Origin of the sequence: Rhodoplanes sp. SY1, assembly GCF_046000175.1 — a bacterium.
In the GTDB taxonomy this organism is placed as follows: Bacteria; Pseudomonadota; Alphaproteobacteria; order Rhizobiales; family Xanthobacteraceae; genus Rhodoplanes.
Window position 1 is genome coordinate 42,159 of record NZ_JBEOMB010000100.1, and the last position, 19,964, is coordinate 62,122.

Annotated in this window: 19 protein-coding genes and 1 pseudogene; 14 read left to right on the plus strand and 6 right to left on the minus strand. The window is 70.4% G+C overall.

The genetic code is table 11. The annotated features are described in order from the left end of the window. Positions 1–40: 40 nt before the first annotated feature. Entirely contained in the window at positions 41–751 is a 711-nt protein-coding gene (locus ABTU92_RS22160) for a GntR family transcriptional regulator (RefSeq protein ID WP_408093794.1), read from the minus strand. A gap of 386 nt (positions 752–1,137) precedes the next feature. Between ABTU92_RS22160 and ABTU92_RS22165 the strand changes: the two genes are divergently transcribed. After that, on the plus strand, positions 1,138–2,142 hold the full coding sequence (locus ABTU92_RS22165) for a Bug family tripartite tricarboxylate transporter substrate binding protein (RefSeq protein ID WP_408093795.1): 1,005 nt from the start codon (positions 1,138–1,140) through the stop codon (positions 2,140–2,142). A 122-nt stretch (positions 2,143–2,264) separates the two neighbouring features. Continuing rightward, positions 2,265–2,636, plus strand: coding sequence for an endonuclease domain-containing protein (locus tag ABTU92_RS22170; RefSeq protein WP_408093796.1), 372 nt, complete (start codon positions 2,265–2,267; stop codon positions 2,634–2,636). 70 nt (positions 2,637–2,706) lie between these two features. Here ABTU92_RS22170 and ABTU92_RS22175 read toward each other — a convergent pair whose 3' ends face one another. After that, positions 2,707–3,522, minus strand: coding sequence for a transporter substrate-binding domain-containing protein (locus ABTU92_RS22175; RefSeq protein ID WP_408093797.1), 816 nt, complete (start codon positions 3,520–3,522; stop codon positions 2,707–2,709). A 254-nt stretch (positions 3,523–3,776) separates the two neighbouring features. Further along, positions 3,777–4,568, minus strand: a complete 792-nt coding sequence (locus ABTU92_RS22180; RefSeq protein ID WP_408093798.1) for an enoyl-CoA hydratase — start codon at positions 4,566–4,568, stop codon at positions 3,777–3,779. A 298-nt stretch (positions 4,569–4,866) separates the two neighbouring features. Here ABTU92_RS22180 and ABTU92_RS22185 point away from each other — a divergent pair, with 298 nt between their 5' ends. The 9 genes and pseudogenes from ABTU92_RS22185 to phoB all read left to right on the plus strand — a co-directional run bounded on the left by ABTU92_RS22185 (position 4,867) and on the right by phoB (position 14,528). After that, positions 4,867–5,925 carry a lysylphosphatidylglycerol synthase domain-containing protein gene (locus ABTU92_RS22185; RefSeq protein WP_408093799.1) on the plus strand — a complete coding sequence of 353 codons (1,059 nt, stop codon included), beginning with the start codon at positions 4,867–4,869 and terminating at the stop codon, positions 5,923–5,925. A gap of 99 nt (positions 5,926–6,024) precedes the next feature. Further along, on the plus strand, positions 6,025–7,383 hold the full coding sequence (locus tag ABTU92_RS22190; RefSeq protein ID WP_408093800.1) for an ATP-binding protein: 1,359 nt from the start codon (positions 6,025–6,027) through the stop codon (positions 7,381–7,383). A 274-nt stretch (positions 7,384–7,657) separates the two neighbouring features. Next, on the plus strand, positions 7,658–8,713 hold the full coding sequence (locus ABTU92_RS22195) for a substrate-binding domain-containing protein (protein WP_408093801.1): 1,056 nt from the start codon (positions 7,658–7,660) through the stop codon (positions 8,711–8,713). A gap of 233 nt (positions 8,714–8,946) precedes the next feature. Then, the gene (gene pstC, locus ABTU92_RS22200; protein ID WP_408093802.1) at positions 8,947–10,314 is read left to right on the plus strand and encodes a phosphate ABC transporter permease subunit PstC; all 1,368 of its coding nucleotides are present in this window, start codon (positions 8,947–8,949) and stop codon (positions 10,312–10,314) included. Beyond that, a pseudogene (locus ABTU92_RS22205) lies at positions 10,307–10,792 on the plus strand (DUF3333 domain-containing protein); the annotation flags it as partial. The gene pstC and the pseudogene ABTU92_RS22205, both read left to right, overlap by 8 nt. Positions 10,793–10,960: 168 nt before the next feature. Then, positions 10,961–12,148 (plus strand): phosphate ABC transporter permease PstA, encoded by a 1,188-nt coding sequence (gene pstA / locus ABTU92_RS22210; protein ID WP_408093885.1) that lies wholly within the window; start codon positions 10,961–10,963, stop codon positions 12,146–12,148. Positions 12,149–12,172: 24 nt separating this feature from the next. Next, the gene (gene pstB, locus ABTU92_RS22215) at positions 12,173–12,994 is read left to right on the plus strand and encodes a phosphate ABC transporter ATP-binding protein PstB (protein WP_408093803.1); all 822 of its coding nucleotides are present in this window, start codon (positions 12,173–12,175) and stop codon (positions 12,992–12,994) included. Positions 12,995–13,053: 59 nt separating this feature from the next. Then, positions 13,054–13,767, plus strand: a complete 714-nt coding sequence (phoU, locus tag ABTU92_RS22220; protein WP_408093804.1) for a phosphate signaling complex protein PhoU — start codon at positions 13,054–13,056, stop codon at positions 13,765–13,767. Positions 13,768–13,823: 56 nt separating this feature from the next. After that, positions 13,824–14,528: a phosphate regulon transcriptional regulator PhoB gene (gene phoB, locus ABTU92_RS22225; RefSeq protein WP_408093805.1), complete on the plus strand. Its 705-nt coding sequence runs from the start codon at positions 13,824–13,826 to the stop codon at positions 14,526–14,528. A gap of 276 nt (positions 14,529–14,804) precedes the next feature. On the opposite strand, the gene ABTU92_RS22230 is transcribed toward phoB, so the two are convergent. Continuing rightward, positions 14,805–15,305 (minus strand): GcrA family cell cycle regulator, encoded by a 501-nt coding sequence (locus tag ABTU92_RS22230; protein ID WP_111358698.1) that lies wholly within the window; start codon positions 15,303–15,305, stop codon positions 14,805–14,807. Positions 15,306–15,668: 363 nt separating this feature from the next. Between ABTU92_RS22230 and ABTU92_RS22235 the strand changes: the two genes are divergently transcribed. The 3 genes from ABTU92_RS22235 to ABTU92_RS22245 all read left to right on the plus strand — a co-directional run bounded on the left by ABTU92_RS22235 (position 15,669) and on the right by ABTU92_RS22245 (position 18,900). After that, positions 15,669–16,889 (plus strand): aspartate aminotransferase family protein, encoded by a 1,221-nt coding sequence (locus tag ABTU92_RS22235; protein ID WP_408093806.1) that lies wholly within the window; start codon positions 15,669–15,671, stop codon positions 16,887–16,889. Beyond that, positions 16,886–17,809 carry an ornithine carbamoyltransferase gene (gene argF, locus ABTU92_RS22240; protein WP_408093807.1) on the plus strand — a complete coding sequence of 308 codons (924 nt, stop codon included), beginning with the start codon at positions 16,886–16,888 and terminating at the stop codon, positions 17,807–17,809. The genes ABTU92_RS22235 and argF overlap by 4 nt, the downstream gene beginning before the upstream one ends. 92 nt (positions 17,810–17,901) lie before the next feature. Beyond that, a complete protein-coding gene (locus ABTU92_RS22245; protein WP_408093808.1) occupies positions 17,902–18,900 on the plus strand; it encodes an Hsp33 family molecular chaperone in 999 nt (332 codons plus the stop codon). A gap of 373 nt (positions 18,901–19,273) precedes the next feature. Here the strand turns inward: ABTU92_RS22245 and ABTU92_RS22250 are convergent, their stop codons facing one another. Next, on the minus strand, positions 19,274–19,501 hold the full coding sequence (locus tag ABTU92_RS22250; RefSeq protein WP_408093809.1) for a cysteine rich repeat-containing protein: 228 nt from the start codon (positions 19,499–19,501) through the stop codon (positions 19,274–19,276). Between the two features lie 59 nt (positions 19,502–19,560). Continuing rightward, positions 19,561–19,893 carry a hypothetical protein gene (locus ABTU92_RS22255; protein ID WP_408093810.1) on the minus strand — a complete coding sequence of 111 codons (333 nt, stop codon included), beginning with the start codon at positions 19,891–19,893 and terminating at the stop codon, positions 19,561–19,563. Positions 19,894–19,964: the final 71 nt, after the last annotated feature.

The window sequence follows — 19,964 nt, forward strand, 5'->3', positions numbered from 1 at the left end:
CGCCCCGGAATGACGACGAGGTGGTCTTTCGACACGGCGCTCAGCCGCGGAAGAAGCCCGGATGGGCGGCCCGCAGCGTCTCGACATAGGCGAGCGAGCGGGCGAGGTGATCGCGCACCCGCGCCTGCGCCTTCTCGGCATTGCCGGCCACGATCGCCTTGAGGATGCGGGCGTGGTCGCGCACCACCTCCTCGGCCTTGCCGCGCACCGGCAGATGCAGACGGCGGATACGGTCGATATGGCCGCAGCGCGCCCGCACCAGCGGATAAAGATCGGGCGCGCCGGCCAGCTCGACGAGCCGCCGGTGGAAGGCGCGGTCGAGGGCATCGAAGCCGTCGAGGTCGCCGGCGGCGGCACGCAGCGTCTGCGCGTCGAGCAGCCCGCGCAGCTCCGGCTCGAACTCCTTGTCGGGCAGCGCGGCGAGCAGGCGCACCGCCTCCTGCTCGACGGCGCGACGCAGGAACTGGGCCTGGCGGGCCGCGGTGACGTCGATCAGGCTCACCCGCGTGGCGCTCTGCGCCTTGATGTCGACGAGGCCTTCCTCGCCGAGCCGGGTGAGCGCATCGCGCACCGGCGTCGAGGAGAGGCCGAAGCTCGCCTGCAGCTCGGCGCGGTTGATCGCGGCGCCCGGCGGCAGCGCGAGCGTCACGATCATCTGGCGCAGCCGCTCGTAGACGGTGGCGCCCGCCGGCAGGCGCGGCCCCGCCTCGTCCCGGGCGTCCCGGGCTGCGGTCAGGTCGACGATGCTCACGCGGTTCGGTCTCCTTCGTGCCGCGCCTCGCGACCGGAGTGAATTCCGCCGACGTCGCCCCACCCTCCGCTCATTCCCGCGCAAGCGGGAATCCAGAGCCACACGCCGCGTGGCCCCTGGGTCCCCGCCTTCGCGGGGACGAGCGTAAGAGGTGCCGGCTCGTCGCCACCGAAACCACTCTTGCGCCTTGCGCCTTGCGAGCCCGGGCCGGCGATTCGCCGCCAGGATCTCTCCGCCTCATAGGCACTGATGCACCAGCTCGTCAATCTGATGCACTACCGATTGACCGGGTCCGGCGGTCCGCCTACCGAGGCGAGCATGGCCGCCCTGCGACGCCCCGCGGGTCCGGCGGCCGAAGAACACGCGCGGGACCGTGGAGACGTCGCATGCCCAAGCTTCTCGCCGCCGTCGCGCTGGCGCTCGCCGCCGCGCTCGGCACCGCCGCCGCCCAATCCCCTGCGCCGCAGGCGGCGCCCGGGGGCGGCGCCGCCCCGGCCTGGCCGACCAAACAGGTCACCGTCGTGGTGCCGTTCACGGCCGGCGGCACCACCGACATGTTCGCCCGCATTTTCGCCAACGCGATGCAGCAGCGGACCGGCACTCCGTTCGTGGTGGAGAACCGCGCCGGCGCCGGCGGCAACATCGGATCGAGCGTCGTCGCCCGCGCGCCGAAGGACGGCTACACGCTCCTCGTCGGCACGGTGTCGAGCCACTCGATCAACCAGTTCGTCTATAAGAACATGCCGCACGACGTGGAGAAGGATTTTCAGCCGGTGTCGCTGTTCGCGACCCTACCGAACCTGCTCGTCGTCAACCCGAAGCTGCCGGTCACCACGGTCGCCGAGCTCGCCGACTACCTGAAGAAGAACCCTGACAAGCTGTCCTTCGGCTCGTCCGGCGTCGGCGCGTCCAACCACCTCGCCGGCGAGCTATTCAAGATCAGGACCGGCACGACGATGACGCACGTGCCGTATCGCAGCTCCAACGAGATCATGAACAACCTGATCGGCGGCCACATCGATCTCGCCTTCGACAACATGACGCTGGCCTGGCCGCAGGCGAAGGCCGGCACGGTGCGCGCGATCGCGGTGACCAGCCTGAAGCGCAGCCCGATCGCCCCCGACGTGCCGACCATCGCCGAGACGCTGCCGGGCTTCGACGCCACCTCGTGGCACGGCCTGTTCGCGCCGGCCGGCACGCCGCGCCCGATCGTCGACAAGCTCGCCGCCGACGTGAAGGCGATCTTTTCGACGCCCGAGGTGCAGAAGACGCTGGCCGATGTCGGCGCCGTCGCGTCCCCCAACACGCCGGAGGAGTTCTCGGCCTTCATCACGGCCGAGCGCAAGAAGTGGCAGGAGGTCGTGAAGGCGGCGGGCGTGCAGCAGCCGTGACGTGACGCGACCAGCCGCCTCTCGTCCAGGAGCCTCTCCGCCCACGAGCCTCTCCCCGCTTGCGGGGAGAGGTCGGATCACCGAAGCTCGCTTCGGTGATCCGGGTGAGGGGGCGTCTCCGAATGCGCGGTGCTTCCCTGAAGAAAACCGCTATCGCCCGCCGGCTCCGGCGTGATGCGACCGACGTCGAAGCGAAGCTGTGGCAGCATCTGCGGGCCCGCGGGCTCGACGGCCACAAGTTCGTCCGGCAGGAGCCGATCGGGCCCAATGTCGTCGATTTCGTCTGCCGCGAGGAGCGTCTGATCGTCGAACTCGACGGTGGTCAGCATGCGACCGACCCACGCGACCCGGTCCGCGAGGCGTTCCTGATCGGCCGAAATTACTGCGTGCTGCGGTTCTGGAACAACGACGTTTCGCACAACATCGCAGGCGTGCTGGAAACCATCAGCGCCGCATTGCGTGGCGGGCGCCCCCTCACCCGGAGTCCGCGCTGATCGCGCGGACTCCGACCTCTCCCCGCAAGCGGGGAGAGGCTCTTGACGGGAGAGGCTCTCGGAACTTCGCCTACTTCATCTCCGAGACCTGGGCGCCGCGCAGGCCGGCGCGCTGGACGGCGCCGGCGACGAGGCCGTTGGCCTTCACGTCGGCCGTGAAGGCGCGCACCAGCGGCAGGCCGGCCTCGCGGCCCTTCGGGATCGCGATGGCGTGGCGCTCCATGCCCCAGCGGCCGTCCAGCACCTTGGCGCCCGGCACCTTCTCGCCCATCTCGTAGAGGGTCGCCTTGTTGGTGGCGAAGGCGTCGATCTTGCCCTCCTTCAGAAGATCCGCGGCGAGCAGCACGGTCTCGGCCCGCACCACCTCGGCGGTCTTCAGCTCGCGCGTCAGCACGCCGTCCGACGACGAGCCCTTGGTGACGCCGATCCTCACGCCCGGCTTGTCGACCGTGTCGACGGCGGTCACGGGCGAGCCCTCGCGCACCAGATAGCCGAGCTCGATGTCGAGATAGGCTTGGCCGAAATCCATCACCTTGGCGCGTGCCACCGAGGCGTTGGTGAAGGCGACGTCGACGGCGCCGCTCTGCACCGCCTCCAGCACCTCGGCGTTCTTCTTGAACACCACCGGCTCGTAGGGAACGCCGAGCTTCTCGGCCAGGGCCTTGCCGAGCTCGTAGCCGACCCCGCGCGGCGAAGCTCCGTTCTCGCCCGCCAGATACGAGGTCGGCGTGCCGGGATAGAGCCCGGCGCGCAGCTTGCCGGACGGCGCCAAAACGGTCTTGAGGTCGGTCTTGACGTCCGCCTCGGCGAGGGCGAGCGGCGAGGCGGCCGCGAACGCGGTGACGAACGCCAGGGAGGCGAAGAGACGGCGGCTGACGGAAGCCATGGGGTCACCCGGAACGGCGACGCGCGCGGCGCGTGCGTGTCATGGAGGGACGCAGAGTGTTCTGCATCGCCGTCCCGGTCGCAAGAGATCTCGCGCATGGCTCCCGTGCCGACCGGCGCGCTTCGCGGGTGCGAAGCAGCCGTCTCCGCTCGTCCCCGCGAAGGCGGGACCCAGGGGCGGCACGGTGCGGCGCCATGGATGCCCGCCTTCGCGGGCATGAGCGGAGGGTGGGGTCGGCCTCGGCGGAAACCGCCCTACCGCCCCTGAAAATCCGGCTTGCGCTTCTCCATGAAGGCGCGGCGGCCCTCGACGTAGTCCTGGCTGGCGAAGCAGGCGTTCACCATCGCCTCGCAGCGGGCGAGATCGCGCTCGGCGTCCGGCTTCACGGCCTCGCCGACCGCCACCTTGGCGGCCGCCACGGTGAGGGGCGCGTTGGCCGCGATGGTGACGGCATAGTCCTGCACGTAGGCGTCGAGATCGTCGGTGGCGACGACGCGGTTGACCAGCCCCATGCCGAGCGCCTCGGCGGCCGTGAACTGGCGCGCCGTGTAGAGGATCTCCTTGGCGTAGGCGGGACCGACCAGATCGACGATCTTCTTCAGCCCCTTATAGGCGTAGCCGAGCCCGAGCTTGGCGGCCGGCACGGCGAAGCGGGAGTTGTCCGACGCGATGCGCAGGTCGCAGCAGGTGGCGAGCCCGACGCCGCCGCCCAGGCACCAGCCGCGGATTTTCGCGATGGTCGGCTTCGGGTGGTCGGAGAGCAGCGTCGAGGCGCGGTCCACGGCGGCGTTGTAGCGCTCGTAGGCGGCCTGGCTCGCCCGCTCGTCCTCGAACTTGGAGATATCGGCGCCCGACACGAAGGCCTTGCCGCCGGCCCCGGTGAGCACCACGACGCGCACCGCCGGATCGCTCGCGAAGTTTTCCAGGATCGACCCGGCCGCCTCCCACATCTCCAGCGAGACGGCGTTGTGGCGTTCCGGATTGTTGAACGTCATGGTGCCGATGCCGTCCGCGACGGTGGCCAGCATCTTGTCGGTCTCGGTCATCCTCTCCCCCCTCGGATCGCTCCGGCGCCCGCGCCGGCGGGCGGAGCCCACGGCACCGCAGCATCCGGACAATTCCCGATGCCGGCCGGCTTGTCCATCGCGGGCCGTGCTCCGGACAGTGCAGCCGTACCGTCCGAAGCGCCCGCCGGAGGGCGGTCGGAGGGCCGGCCGACGCGGGAACGGGTCGCAGTTCCCCGCGCTCGTAATCCGCACGGCGTTCTGTTAGACGCGAACAGCGCGCCGGCCGGGGCGCGCCACCCCCCGCCCGGATTCCCCGCACGGAGCGCCAGGACCCAAGATGTACGATCGGCTGCGTGCGGCCTCGGAGGCCTTCGACCGGAAGATTGGCTGGCACCGGGTCGGGTTCCTGGTCAGCCTGGCCGTGATCGCGGCGGCGGCCGTCGTGCTCTGGAAGATGCTGCACGGCATCGACGTTCACGAGGTGATCGCCGCCGTGAAGGCGATCCCGCGCTTCGACATCGTGGTCGCCGCCGCGTTCGTCGCCGCAGGTTACTTTACGCTGACGTTCTATGATTATTTCGCGCTGCACACGATTGGCCGCGGCGACGTGCCCTATAGGATCGCGGCGCTGGCCGGCTTCACCAGCTACTCGGTCGGCCACAATGTCGGGGCGAGCGCCTTCACGGGTGGCGCGGTGCGCTACCGCATCTACTCGCGCCACGGGCTGTCGGCCATCGACGTCGCCAAGGTCTGCTTCGTCGCCGGCTTCACGTTCTGGCTCGGCAACGCCACCGTGCTGGGCCTCGGCATCGCCATCGCGCCGGAGGCGGCCTCCGCCATCAATCAGGTGCCGGCCTGGATCAACCGGGGGCTAGCGATCGTCACCCTGATCGCGCTCGCCACCTATGTCGGCTGGGTGTGGACGACCCGTCGGGTGATCGGCCGCAGCAACTGGGAGGTGACCCTGCCGGGCGGCCCGCTCACGCTGCTGCAGATCGCGATCGGCATCGTCGATCTCGGCTGCTGCGCCGCCGCCATGTACATGCTGGTGCCGCACGAGCCCTATATCGGGTTCATCACGCTGGCCGTGATCTTCGTCGCCGCGACCCTGCTCGGCTTCGCCAGCCATTCGCCGGGCGGGCTCGGGGTGTTCGATGCGGCCATGCTGGTGGCATTGTGGCAGTTCGAGAAGGAGCAGCTCCTCGCCGGGCTGCTGCTGTTCCGGCTACTGTACTATCTGGTGCCGTTCGCGCTGGCCCTGCTGATTCTCGGGCTGCGCGAGGTGTGGCTGGCGATCGAGCGCAGCCGCGGCCGGGCGGCGGGGGCGAGGGTCGCCGACGCCGCGCCGGCCCGGGCGAGCCCGGCGACGGCGGGCGACGACCGCGCCGCCGGCTGACCGCGTCGGCTGACCGCGTCGGCTGACTGCGTCGACCGCGCCGCGGCCGCCGGCCACGGCGATCGCGGCGGGACGCGAGGGACCACGAGGCGGAAGCACATGGCCGTGGCGAACGAGCCGCAGGAGACCGGCGGGGCGCGCGGATTGCTCGCCACCGCCGTCGACAGCGTCGGCCGCGTCCGGGTGGCCGTGGCGATCACGGCCGCCGTCCTCCTCGTCGCCGTGCTGACCCGCGAGCTGGCGCCGCTGCCGGCCGTGCTGGTGTTCGCCACCGTGGCGATGGCGCTCGCGGTCGACGTCCGCCGGGCCATCCGCCGCCGCGCCGCCGACGTCGCCGAGAGCGGCCGCGGTGCCGAGGCCGGCGACCTCGTCATCGACGCGACCATCGCGGGCGTCCCCGACCCGGTGATCGTGCTGGAGCGCGGCGGGCTGGTGCGGGCCTTCAACCGGCGCGCCGTCGAGGTGGCGCCGGCGCTCGCCACGGCGCGGCCGCTGTCCTTCGCGCTGCGCCATCCCGGCGTCCTCGACGCCGTCCGGCGCGCCGCCGAGGAGGCCGGCCCGCTCGGCACGGTCCGCACCGAGATGGCCCAGCGGGTGCCGACCGAGCGCTGGTGGGAGACCGTGATCGCGCCGGTGCGGCTGCCGCCCGGTCCGGGCCGGCCGGCCGGCGAGCGCCTCCTGATGGTGAGCTTCCACGACCTCACGCCGCTGCGCCGCTCCGAGCAGATGCGGGCCGACTTCATCGCCAATGCGAGCCACGAGCTGCGCACGCCGCTCGCCTCGCTGTCCGGCTTCATCGACACGCTGCAAGGCCCGGCGCGCACCGACACGGCGGCGCGCGAAAAGTTCCTCGCCATCATGCGGGCGCAGGCGAGCCGGATGGCGCGGCTGATCGACGACCTCCTGTCGCTGTCGCGGATCGAGCTGAAGGCGCATGTGCGGCCCGAGACGCCGGTCGATCTCGTCCTGCTGCTGCGCCAGGTGGTCGAGGGGCTGCAGCCGCTCGCCGCCGAGCGCGGCGTCGCCGTCGCCTTCGAGCCGCCGGCCAGCGGCGTCACCGTGGCGGGCGACCGCGACGAGCTGGTGCGCGCCTTCGAGAACCTGGTCGAGAACGCGCTGAAATACGGCGCCAGCGGCGGCCGCATCGACATCGGCATGACGCTCGCCACGGCGCCGCAGGGCGACGAGGTCGCGGTCGCCGTGAAGGACTACGGCCCCGGCATCGCGCCCGAGCATCTGCCCCGCCTGACCGAGCGGTTCTATCGCGCCGACGTCGCCGACAGCCGCGCCCAGGGCGGCACCGGCCTGGGCCTCGCGCTGGTCAAGCACATCCTGCAACGCCATCGCGGCCGGCTGGTGATCGACAGCACGGTCGGCGCCGGGGCCACCTTCACGGTGCGGCTCCCGTCGCTCGCCGAACGGCTGCCGGAGCCCGATACCGCGCAACCCGCCGAATGACCGCGGCGAATTGCGACAGCCGTCCGGACGATGACAATTTCTTGAATTTTTTCATTATCTTATTCTGTCATGCAAACGTCATCGAGAGGCCCTAGAAAGTCCCCGAACCTGGACCTCCGGGCCGTGGTTCGGACCGGTCGCCGGCACTGGTCGCACCGGTCCTCGGGTCAACCGGGAAACGACTGACGTCCCAGAAGCCAGACGCGATCGATCGCCCCTTCGATGCGGAATGACCCACTGCATCGGTCGGCGTCTGCCAGCAGGAGAGAGCCCCGTGAAGCTGTACCGTTCCCTCATCGCCGTCGGCGCCGTCGCGGCGACCGGCCTGGCGCTCACCGGCGCCGCCGAGGCCCGCGACCAGATCCGCATCGTCGGATCGTCGACCGTCTATCCGTTCACTACTACGGTGGCCGAGCAGCTCGGCAAGTCCGGCGGCGTGAAGACGCCGGTGGTCGAGTCGACCGGCACGGGCGGCGGCATGAAGCTGTTCTGCGCCGGCGTCGGCGTCGACCATCCGGACGCCACCAACGCCTCGCGCCGGATGAAGAAGTCCGAGTTCGAGCAGTGCCAGAAGAACGGCGTCAAGGACATCGTCGAGATCAACATCGGCTTCGACGGCCTGACCCTCGCCCAGTCCAAGGCCGGTCCGGCGATGTCGCTGACCCTCGGCCAGCTCTTCCTGGCGCTCGCCAAGGAGGTCCCGGGCCCGGACGGCAAGCTCGTCGCCAACCCCTACAAGACCTGGTCCGACATCGACAAGTCGCTGCCGAACGTCAAGATCGAGGTGCTCGGCCCGCCGCCGACCTCCGGCACGCGCGACTCGCTACACGAGCTGTTCATGGAGAAGGGCGCCGAGCAGATCCCGGCGTTGAACGCGCTCAAGAAGGCCGACGCCAAGGCGTTCGAGAAGGCCTGGAAGACGCTCCGCGAGGATGGCGGCTATGTCGAGGCCGGCGAGAACGACAACGTGATCGTGCAGAAGCTCGAGGCCAACAAGAACGCCTTCGGCGTGTTCGGCTACTCGTTCCTCGAGGAGAACATCGCGAAGCTCAAGGGCGTCGCTCTCGACGGCGTCGCGCCGGACTTCGACACGATCGCCTCGGACAAGTACAAGGGCGCTCGCCGCATGTACGTCTACATCAAGAAGGCGCACATCGGCGTGATCCCGGGCCTCGACAAGTTCGCGGTCGAGTACGTCTCGACCAAGGCGACCGGCGAGGACGGCTATCTCGCCAAGAAGGGCCTCGTGACCCTTCCCAAGGCCCAGCTCGACAACTCTCGCAAGAATGTCGAAGGGCTGGTTCCGATGACGGCCGACCCGCTGTCGTGATAGGCTGACGTTCGACCGACCTGCGGCGGCTGCGTCCCCATGGCGCAGCCGCCGTCGCCGTGGCCGGATGACGGCTGGTCGTCGTGGCTGGTCGTCTCGGCACGCACGAACGCGTCACGCTCCGCCGATCCGCTCGCCCGCATTTCATCCGCTGTCGTGCCGCTTACCGTCCGTCGCCTTTGCTCGATCGCGTTCCGGCTGCTTCGTGTGCGGACTTTCGAAGGACCGAGGGCATGTCTCTGCTGTATTTCGGCGGCCTCGCCGTTCTCGTGGTCGCCGGCTTCCTGCTCGGCCGAAACCGCGCCGCCGCCGCCAACCGGACCGTGCCGTTCCACTCCCGCCCCAACTATCACGGCGCCTATGTGGTGGTGAGCGTGCTGCTGCCGGTGCTGCTGGTGTTCGCCGTCGGCGTCCCGATCGCCCACCACATCGTCGAGACCCGGGCGCTCGCGGTGTTCGATCCGAGCGTGCTCGACGACGAGCTGCGGCGCGGCGCCGCCCTGCGCGACATCGTCGCGGTCGCCTCGGCCCGTTACACGGGCGACGCGACGCCGGCACTGACCCGCGCCGCCGAGACCTGGTCCTCGCTGCGCGGCTTCACCGACGGCCTGATCCTCGCCGCCGGCGCGGTCGTCGGCCTGCTCGGCGTCGCCTACGGGCTGCGGGTGATCTCGGCCGGCTTCCGGGCCCGCAACCGGGTGGAGCGCGTCGTCAAGGTGGTGCTGTTCGCCTGCGCCTGCGTCGCCGTGCTCACCACGGTCGGCATCGTCTTCTCGGTGCTGTTCGAGTCGATCCGGTTCTTCCAGAAGGTGTCGCCGCTCGACTTCCTGTTCGGCCTGGATTGGAGCCCCCAGACGGCGATCCGCGCCGACCAGGTCGGCTCGTCCGGCGCCTTCGGCATCGCCCCGCTGGTCGTCGGCACCCTGCTGATCACGCTGATCGCCATGCTGGTCGCCGGCCCGATCGGCTTGTTCGCCGCCATCTATCTCGCCGAGTACGCGTCGCCGCGCGTCCGCGCCGTCGCCAAGCCGCTGCTCGAGATCCTCGCCGGCATCCCGACCGTGGTGCTCGGCTTCTTCGCCGCCCTGTCGCTCGCCCCCTGGCTGCGCGAGCTCGGCCAGACGCTCGGCCTGAACGTCGCCTCGGAAAGCGCGCTCGCCGCCGGGCTGGTGATGGGCATGATGATCATCCCGTTCGTCTCGTCGCTCTCCGACGACGTCATCAACGCGGTGCCGCAGTCGCTGCGCGACGGCTCCTACGGCATGGGCGCGACCAAGTCGGAGACGATCAAGCGGGTGGTCCTGCCGGCCGCCTTCTCGGGCATCGTCTCGGCCATGATGCTCGCCGTCAGCCGCGCCGTCGGCGAGACCATGATCGTGGTGATGGCCGCCGGGCTCGCCGCCAATCTCACCTTCAACCCGCTCGAGGCGGTGACGACCTTCACGGTCCAGATCAAGACCATCCTGGTCGGCGACCAGGAGTTCGACAGCGCCAAGACGCTCGCCGCCTTCGCGCTCGGCCTGGTCCTGTTCTTCTTCACCTTGACCCTCAACGTCATCGCGATGCAGATCGTCAAACGGTATCGAGAGCAATATGACTGACGTCGCGCTTCCGACCACCCGCACCGTCGACATCGCTTCGGACGCCGCCAAGGCCCGGATCCGCGCCCGCTACCGGGCCGAGGCGCGGTTCCGCGCCTACGGGATCGGCGCCATCGTCCTGACCGCGGTGTTCCTGCTCGTCGTGCTCGCCGACATCGTGGCGAAGGGCCTGCCGGCCTTCACCCAGCACGTGCTGGAGATGGAGGTGATGGTCGACCGCAGCGAGATCGACCCGCAGAACACCGGGGATCCGGCCGTGATCCGGGCCGGCGACTTCCAGCTCCTGGTGCGCAACGCGCTGCGGGCGCAGTTCCCGGAGGTGACCAGCCGGCTCGGCCGCCGCGCCCTCGACGGCATCCTCTCCTCGGGCGCCGGCGACGAGCTGCGCCGCCGCGTCCTCGCCGACCCGTCGCTGATCGGCAAGACCGTCAAGGTGCCGGTGCTGGTCTCCGACGACGCCGACCTCTATTTCAAGGGCATCGGCACCCGGATCGAGCGCACGCCCGGCCGCGGCACGCTGACGGTCTCCGGCACCACCGGCGAGGTGACGCTGAGCTCGACCGCCGACGACTTCGCCGCGACCCTCGCGGTCGTCAAGCGCGCCCTGTCGGCCCAGGCCCGCACGGCCCGCACCGAGGCGGCCCGCCTGCGGACCATCGTCCAGTCGATCGAGGGGAGCCGCGCCGCCGCCGAGCGCGACCTCGCCGCCGCCCGCACCGCCGGCAACGCAGCCCAGATCGCCGCCGCCGAGCGGCGGCTCGCCGCAACGACCGAGGAGGTGACGAGCCTCTCGGCCCGAATGACCGAGCTGACCAACACGGCCGCCGCCCTCCAGACGCGCTTCGAGGCGACCGCGGCCGAGGAGCCGCTCGACACCACGGTGCCGAGCCTGCTGGTCGCCGTCGACGGCGGTCTCGTCAAGCTCGGCCGCATCGGCGCGAGCGCCGCCGCCGGCGAGGTGCTGCTGCCGCTCGCCTCCGGCGCCGCGGCGCGGCCCGGCGACTGGCAGCTCGTCACCTATCTGACGCCGGCGACCAATCGCAAGGTCTCCGACCAGGAGGTCGCTTGGCTGGAGGCGCTGCGCGACCGCGGCATGGTGGAGAACCGCTTCAACACCATGTTCTTCACGGCCGGCGACAGCCGCGAGCCGGAGCTCGCCGGCATCCGCGGTGCGCTGGTCGGCTCGGCCCTGACCCTCCTGGTCACGCTCGTGCTGTGCCTGCCGATCGGCGTCGCCGCCGCCATCTATCTCGAGGAGTTCGCGCCGAAGAACCGGCTCACCGAGATCATCGAGGTGAACATCAACAACCTCGCCGCGGTGCCATCGATCGTGTTCGGCCTGCTCGGCCTCGCCGTGTTCCTCAGCTTCTTCGGGTTGCCCCGCTCGGCCCCGCTGGTCGGCGGCCTGGTGCTGGCGCTGCTCGTGCTGCCGACCATCATCATCGCGTCGCGGGCCGCCATCAAGGCGGTGCCGCCGTCGATCAAGGAGGCGGCACTCGGCGTCGGCGCATCGCACCAGCAGGCGGTGTTCCACCATGTCCTGCCGCTGGCGATGCCGGGCATCATGACCGGCACCATCATCGGCATGGCGCACGCGCTCGGCGAGACCGCACCGCTGCTGATGATCGGCATGGTGGCGTTCATCGTCGAGCCGGCGACCAGCATCACGGACGCGGCGACGGTGCTGCCGGTCCAGATCTATCTGTGGTCCGACCTGCCCGAGATCGCCTTCCAGGCGAAGACGGCGGCCGCCATCATGGTTCTGCTCGTGTTCCTGTTCGTCATGAACGGGGCGGCGATCCTGCTGCGCAAGCGGTTCGAGCGCCGGTGGTGATCAGGTGACAGGGAGTCCCGCCCGATGAACAGCATGGTCCAGCTCGACTCGGCGACCGCGGTCGCCGCGGCCGCCGCGGTGGCGGGCAACCCGGTCAAGATCGTGGCGCAGGGCGTCAACGTCTATTACGGAGACAAGCACGCGCTGCGCGACGTCGACCTCGACATCCAGGAGCGCGCCGTGACGGCGCTGATCGGCCCCTCCGGCTGCGGCAAGTCGACCTTCCTGCGCTGCCTCAACCGGATGAACGACACCATCGTGGGCTGCCGGGTGACCGGCAAGATCACCATGGACGACCGCGACATCTACGACCCGCAGCTCGACGTCGTGCAGCTGCGCGCCCGCGTCGGAATGGTGTTCCAGAAGCCGAACCCGTTCCCCAAGTCGATCTTCGAGAACGTCGCCTACGGGCCGCGCATTCACGGGCTCGCCCGCAACAAGGCCGAGCTCGAGGAGATCGTGGTGACCAGCCTCAAGCGGGCCGGCCTGTTCGAGGAGGTGAAGGACCGGCTCGGCGATTCCGGCACCAGCCTGTCGGGCGGCCAGCAGCAGCGGCTCTGCATCGCCCGCGCCATCGCGGTGAGCCCGGAGGTCATCCTGATGGACGAGCCGTGCTCGGCCCTCGATCCGATCGCCACCGCGAAGATCGAGGAGCTGATGGACGAGCTGCGCGAGAACTACACGATCGTCATCGTCACCCACTCGATGCAGCAGGCGGCCCGGGTGTCGCAGCGCACCGCCTTCTTCCATCTCGGCGTGCTGGTCGAGATCGGCGTCACCAGCGACATCTTCACCACGCCGAAGGACCGGCGGACCCAGGACTACATCACGGGTCGCTTCGGGTGACCGCCGTGGCGGCGGACGAAGACGACGACCGAGAAACCGACGTTCCGGAGAATCCCCCGATGGGCGAACATACCCACAAGGCCTTCGACACCGACCTGCAGGATCTCGCCCGCATGGTCGCCGAGATGGGCGGCATGGCGGAGCAGCAGATCTCCGACGCCACCGAGGCGCTCGACCGCCGCGATCTCGCGGCCGCCCAGCTCGTGGTCGCCGCCGACTCGCGCATCGACGCGCTGCAGCGCGAGATCGAGGCCAAGGCGGTGCTCACCATCACGCGCCGCCAGCCGATGGCGGTCGACCTGCGCGACATCGTCGCGGCGATGCGCATCTCCAACGATCTCGAGCGGATCGGCGACCTCGCCAAGAACATCGCCAAGCGGGTCGTCGTGCTCGATCACGAGTTCCGCGCCCAGCAGGTGATGCGCGGCGTCCAGCACATGACCGAGCTGGTGCTGTCGCAGATCAAGGACGTGCTCGACGCCTACGCGCGGCGCGACCTGCAGAAGGCGGTCGCCGTGTGGCGGGCCGACGAGGAGATCGACGCCGTCAACAACTCGCTGTTCCGCGAGCTCCTCACCTACATGATGGAGGATCCGCGCAACATCGGCATCTGCATCCACCTCCTGTTCTGCGCCAAGAACATCGAGCGGATGGGCGATCACGCCACCAACATCGCCGAGTCGGTCTACTACATGATCGAGGGCAAGTCGCTCCTCGACGAGCGCCCGAAGAGCGACACGACGTCGAGCACCGTGGTTCCGTTCGACGCCTGACGGACACGCGCCTCCGCCGCCGGGCGACCGCTATTCCCGAGAGGACCTTGAAGCCGATGGCCGCGCGCATTCTGATCGTCGAGGACGAGGAGCCGCTGACGCTGCTCCTGCGCTACAATCTCGAGGCCGAGGGCTACGCGGTCGACGCCGCCGGCCGCGGCGACGACGCCGATCTCCGTCTCAAGGAGAGCCCCCCGGATCTCGCCATCGTCGACTGGATGCTGCCCGGCCTGTCCGGCATCGAGCTGATCAGGCGGTTGCGCGCCCGCACCGAGACGCAGCAGCTCCCGGTGATCATGCTCACGGCGCGCGGCGAGGAGGGCGAGCGGGTGCGCGGCCTCGCCACCGGCGCCGACGACTACATCGTCAAGCCGTTCTCGGTGCCGGAGCTGCTCGCCCGCATCCGCGCGCTGCTCCGCCGCACCAAGCCGGAGCGGGTCGCGTCGGTGCTGACCGCCGGCGACATCGAGCTCAACCGCGACAAGAAGCGGGTGGCGCGGGCGGGGCGTGACGTGCCGCTCGGCCCGACCGAGTTCCGTCTGCTCGAGTTCCTGATGGAGAACCCGGGCCGCGTTTTTTCACGCGAGCAGCTTCTCGATCGGGTGTGGGGCCGCGACGTCTATATCGACGAGCGCACCGTCGACGTGCATGTCGGCCGGCTGCGCAAGGCGCTCAATCGCGGCCAGCGTTCCGACCCGATCCGCACCGTGCGGGGCGCCGGCTACGCCCTCAACGACCGCTACGGCGGCGCCGAGGCGTGACGCCCAGGGCGTGATACCTGCGACGTGATACCTGCGGCGTGACACCGCGAGCGGCGGCGCGAGCCGCCGCAGCTCACCGGCTCGAATGCCTCGCGGGGCACTCGCGAACGGCGTGCGCCCCCGACATCGCGCGGAATGCATCGGCGACATGGCCGGACTGCGGGGCCGCAGGCCGCCGCGCGATCCCGCAACGACGTCATCCGGCGCACACCGTCTCGTCGTCCGGCGCAGGGCGTTTCGGCGGCCGGCTGGGCCGGACGCCGTTCTCGTCGCGGATCAGATCCGCCCGAGGCGCTTGTCGCGGCGCCGGTCGACCGGCTGATAGGCGATCCGCGCGTGGTAGCCGCAATAGGGCAGCCCCTCGCTGGTCCGGCCGCCGCAGAAGAAGAAGTCGGTCGAGCCGGGATCGCCGACCGGCCAGCGGCACTTGCCCTCGCCGAGCTCGAGCAGCGTGCAGCGCTGGCCCATCGGCACCACATTGGCGACCGCCTCGACCTCCTGCTCGTACTCGACCTCGTAGACGGGGGCGCGCGCCAGCGCCGTGTTGCCGCGCATCGCCGGCCGCGCGACGCGCAGCACCGGCGCCGCCGCGCGCGGCTTCCTGGCCCGCGGCACCGCCGCCGCGGGACTCTTGGCGCGCCCGGACAGGCCCAGCCGGTGAACCTTACCGATCACCGCATTGCGTGTGATTCCACCGAGCTCGACGGCGATCTGGCTCGCTGAGAGACCGTCGTTCCAAAGCTTCTTGAGAAGTTCCACGCGCTCGTCGGTCCACATGTGTTCCTCTTCGCCCCGTGGCGCGAGATCACTCTCGTCGAATCCGTCATCGCCGCGCGGCGGTGCCTCTCCACCGGCGGGTACGCAGGAACAGACGTGAAACTTAGAGAGCAGTCCGCCGCACGAGATGTCGTATGATAGCGAAGAAAACGCTACAATATCGCGCGAGTCCCCCGCAAGAGTCCCCAGTATTGCATCCACAATTCATGGCCCTTTCGAGTCCGTACGTGCGATGACGGATGCGGCGCGTCCGGTTGACACCGGGCGGCCCGGACCTAAAATGTACCGTCCGTGCCGCCCCCGAGGCGGCACGATTCATTTCGTGGGCCGCTCGATTCACGAGTCGCCATAAGAAGTTCGGCCATGTCGCATCTGCTGCCGACCTACGCGCGCGCTGACCTCGCCTTCGAGCGAGGCGAGGGCGCGTGGCTCGTCTCCACCACGGGCGAGCGCTACCTCGATTGTCACTGCGGCGTCGCCGTGAACGCCCTCGGCCACGCCCATCCGGTGCTGGTCGACGCGCTCAAGGCGCAGGCCGAGAAGGTGTGGCACGTCTCCAACCTGTTCCGCGTGCCCGACGCCGAGCGCCTCGCGGCGCGCCTGTGCGCGGCGAGCTTCGCGGACCTGGTGTTCTTCTGCAATTCCGGCGCCGAGGCGATGGAAGGCGCGATCAAGGTCGCGCGCAAGTACCACGCGGCGAACGGCGCGCCGGAGCGCGACCGCATCGTCACGTTCGAGGGCGCCTTCCACGGCCGCACGCTGGCGACGCTCGCGGCCGGCGGCCAGAAGAAATACATGGAGGGCTTCGGCCCGCCGCCCGGCGGCTTCGATCAGGTGCCCTACGGCGATCTCGACGCCGTGAAGGCGGCGATCGGCCCGCAGACGGCGGCGATCCTGGTCGAGGCCGTGCAGGGCGAGGGCGGCGTGCGGGTCGGCACCCCGCAGTTCCTCCGCGGCCTGCGCGAGATCTGCGACCAGAACGGCCTCCTCCTGGTGTTCGACGAGGTGCAGACCGGCATGGGCCGCACCGGCCCGCTGTTCGCGCATCAGGGCGTCGGCGTCACGCCCGACGTGATGGGCGTCGCCAAGGCGCTCGGCGGCGGCTTCCCGGTCGGCGCGGTGCTGTGCACGGCGGAGGCCGGCAAGGGCATGACGGTCGGCACCCACGGCTCGACCTTCGGGGGCAATCCGCTCGCGGTCGCGGCCGGCAACGCCGTGCTCGACGTGATGCTGGCGCCCGGCTTCCTGGAGGCCGCGCAGCACAAGGCGCTGCTGCTCAAGCAGCGGCTCGCCGAGGTGGTGGACCGGCATCCGACCATCGTCCGCGAGGTGCGCGGCGCGGGCCTGCTGCTCGGCCTCGCCTGCGTGGTGCCGAACAACGAGCTGATCACGGCGCTGCGCGAGGAGAAGCTCCTCGCCGTGGCCGCCGGCGATAACGTGGTACGCATTCTGCCGCCCCTGATCATCGACGAGACCGAGATCGCCGAGGCGGTGGACCGGATCGATCGGGCCGCGACCCGTCTCGAGCGCGCCGCCGGGGCCGCGCAAGGCGTCGCGCCAAAACTCGAAGGACTGAAGGGGTGAGCGGAGTTCGGCACTTTCTCGACCTGATCGACATCCCGCGGCCGGAGCTGCGGCGGATGCTCGATTCCAGCCTCGCCATGAAGGCGGCGCGCAAGGCCAATGGTCACGCGGCGCCGCTCGCCGGTAAGATGCTGGCCATGATCTTCGACCGGCCGTCGACCCGCACCCGGGTGTCGTTCGACGTGGCGATGCGCCAGCTCGGCGGCGAGACGATCGTGCTGCACGGCAACGAGCTGCAGATCGGCCGTGGCGAGACCATCGCCGACACGGCCAAGGTGCTGTCGCGCTACGTCGACGCCATCATGATCCGCACCCTCGATCACGAGAAGGTGCAGGAGCTGGCGCACGAGGCGACCATCCCGGTGATCAACGGCCTCACCAAGCTGTCGCATCCCTGCCAGGTGATGGCCGACGTGATGACGTTCGAGGAGCATCGCGGGCCGATCCGCGGCAAGCGCGTCGCCTGGATGGGCGACGCCTCCAACGTGCTGACCTCGTGGATGCACGCGGCCGAGCGCTTCGACTTCGAGCTCGCCATCGCGACGCCGCCCGAGCTGGCGCCCAAGCCGGCACTGGTCGACTGGGTGAAGCAGTCGGGCGCCGCGATCCGGATCGGCACCGATCCGGACGCGGCGGTGGCCGGCGCCGAATGCGTGCTCACCGACATGTGGGTGTCGATGGGCGACGAGGACGGCGCCCGCCGTCACAACCTGCTCAAGCCCTACCAGGTGAACGAGCGGCTGATGGCCAAGGCGGCCCCGGGGGCGGTGTTCATGCACTGCCTGCCCGCGCATCGCGGCGAGGAGGTCACGGCCGGCGTCATGGACGGACCGCAGTCGGTCGTCTTCGACGAGGCCGAGAACCGCCTGCACGCCCAGAAGGGCATCCTGGCCTGGTGCTTCCAAGCCGCCGTCCAGTGACTATCTGAGGACGGATGCGGTCGTCGCGAACGGCCGGCGGGCCTCCCGCCGGCCGTCGTCGTGCGTTCGCACACGTCATCCGAAGGATCCCGATGAGCCAGATCAGCATTCCGTCCCGCGCGCCCGGCGAAGTCCCGCACGACGACACCGTCGTCCCGTTCGAGGTCGCGGCGCTCGACGTGCGCGGCCGCACCGTGCGGCTCGGCCCGATGGTCGACGAGATCCTGTCCCGCCACGCCTACCCGACCGTGGTGTCGCGCCTGCTCGGCGAGGCGATCGTGCTGACCGTGCTGCTCGGCTCGTCGCTCAAGTTCGAGGGCCGCTTCATCCTGCAGACGAAGACCGACGGGCCGGTGCGCATGCTCGTGGTCGATTGGCGCAGCCCCGGCAAGGTGCGGGCCTACGCCCAGTTCGACGCGGACGCGGTGGCGGCGCTGACCAGCCCGACCGACGCCGACCTGCTCGGGCGCGGCCATCTCGCCATGACGATCGACCAGGGTGCCGACATGAACCGCTACCAGGGCCTCGTCGCGCTCGGCGGCGGCAGCCTGGAAGAGGCGGCGCACGAGTATTTCCTGCGCTCGGAGCAGATCCCGACCCGGGTGCGGCTCGCGGTCGCCGAGGAGTTCTCGGCGGCGGCCGGTGGCGCGCAGCGGCGATGGCGGGCCGGCGGCCTGATGCTGCAGTTCCTGCCGAAGTCGCAGGAGCGCCAGCGGGTCGCCGATCTCCATCCCGGCGATGCGCCGGAGGGCACGGCGCCGCACGAGGTGCCCGAGGACGACGCCTGGGTCGAGGGTCAGGCCCTGGTCGCGACCGTCGAGGATGTCGAGCTGCTCGACCCGGCGCTGTCGACCGAGCGGCTGCTGTTCCGGCTCTTCCACGAGCACGGCGTGCGGGTGTTCCGCGCCGTCGACGTGGAAGCCCAATGCTCGTGCTCGCGCGACAGAGTCGAGACGATCCTGAAGAGCTTCCCGGCCGCGGAGCGCGCCGCCATGGTGGAGAACGGCCGGATCGGGGTGACGTGCGAGTTCTGCAACACCCGCTACGAGTTCGATCCTGCGAGCGTGGTCGGACCGGAGGACGTGGGGTGAAGTGACAGGAGCGACGGCGCGTCTCGATGGATGCGAGCCGTGTTCCGGTCTCGGCGTGCCCCGGACAAGGCGCATCAAGCCGCAGGGCTGATGCGCCGCAGAGCCGGGGCCCAGAGGCGGCACGGCAACGCCTCGTCGCCTCGCCCCTGGGTCCCGGTTCGCGGCGCGTCGCGCCGCGCCCGGGACACGAGGCTGCAGTCGCCGCGGGCACCGGGACCCTCTCCCTGAGGGAGAGGGCCGGCGAGCGCAGCGAGCCGGTTTGAGGGTTTACGGCGCCGTTTGAAGATCTCGGCACCCCCTCACCCGACGCGCGTTGCGCGTCGACCTCTCCCCGCAGGGGAGAGGTGAAAAAGGGGGCTGCGGCCCGATCTGATCACTTGCGCGACGACAGCGCCGTCTTGCAGCCGGGCGAGAGCTTGTCGCTCTGGTCCTGCAGGCACTTGATGATGCGGCCGCCGCCCGGCTGCACGCCCTGGCAGAGCTTCTGGTAGTCGGCCTTGCAGGCGTCGCGCAGCACGGCCTGGTCCTGCGCTAAAGCCGAGGTTTGCGCGCCGGCGGCGAGCAGCACGGCGAAGCCGGTGACGGCGAGAATCGATCGCATGGTCGTTCTTCTCCTGATGAGGTCGTGCGGAGGGTCGATCGTGAGACCCGTTGCGCTGCTCAGCAGACGCGGACGCGGCGCATCACGTAGCGGCCGCCGGCCCACACGCGGGTCGTGCGCCAGGTGCAGTGCGGTCCCGCCACCACGGTGCGGCTGACGCCCGCGGTCGGGACATAAGCGGGACGCGGCCCCCAGTAGCCGCCGTAGTAATAGGGGCCGGCGACCACCACGGGCGGCGGCGGCGCCGGCACGATCACGGGCGGCGGCGCCGGCTGGACGACCACGTAACGGCCGTTCTGAACGATCACGTCGGCGGCCTGCGCCGGCAGGACGGCGAGGCCGAGCAGCGCGGCCGGAAGCGCCGCGGCGAGCGTGGAGCGGAGCAGCGTCATGAGGGTCTCCGTGCGTGAGAACGGCGGATGCCGTTTGCTCTGCTACGGGACGCCGCGCGGTTTCCTTCGCG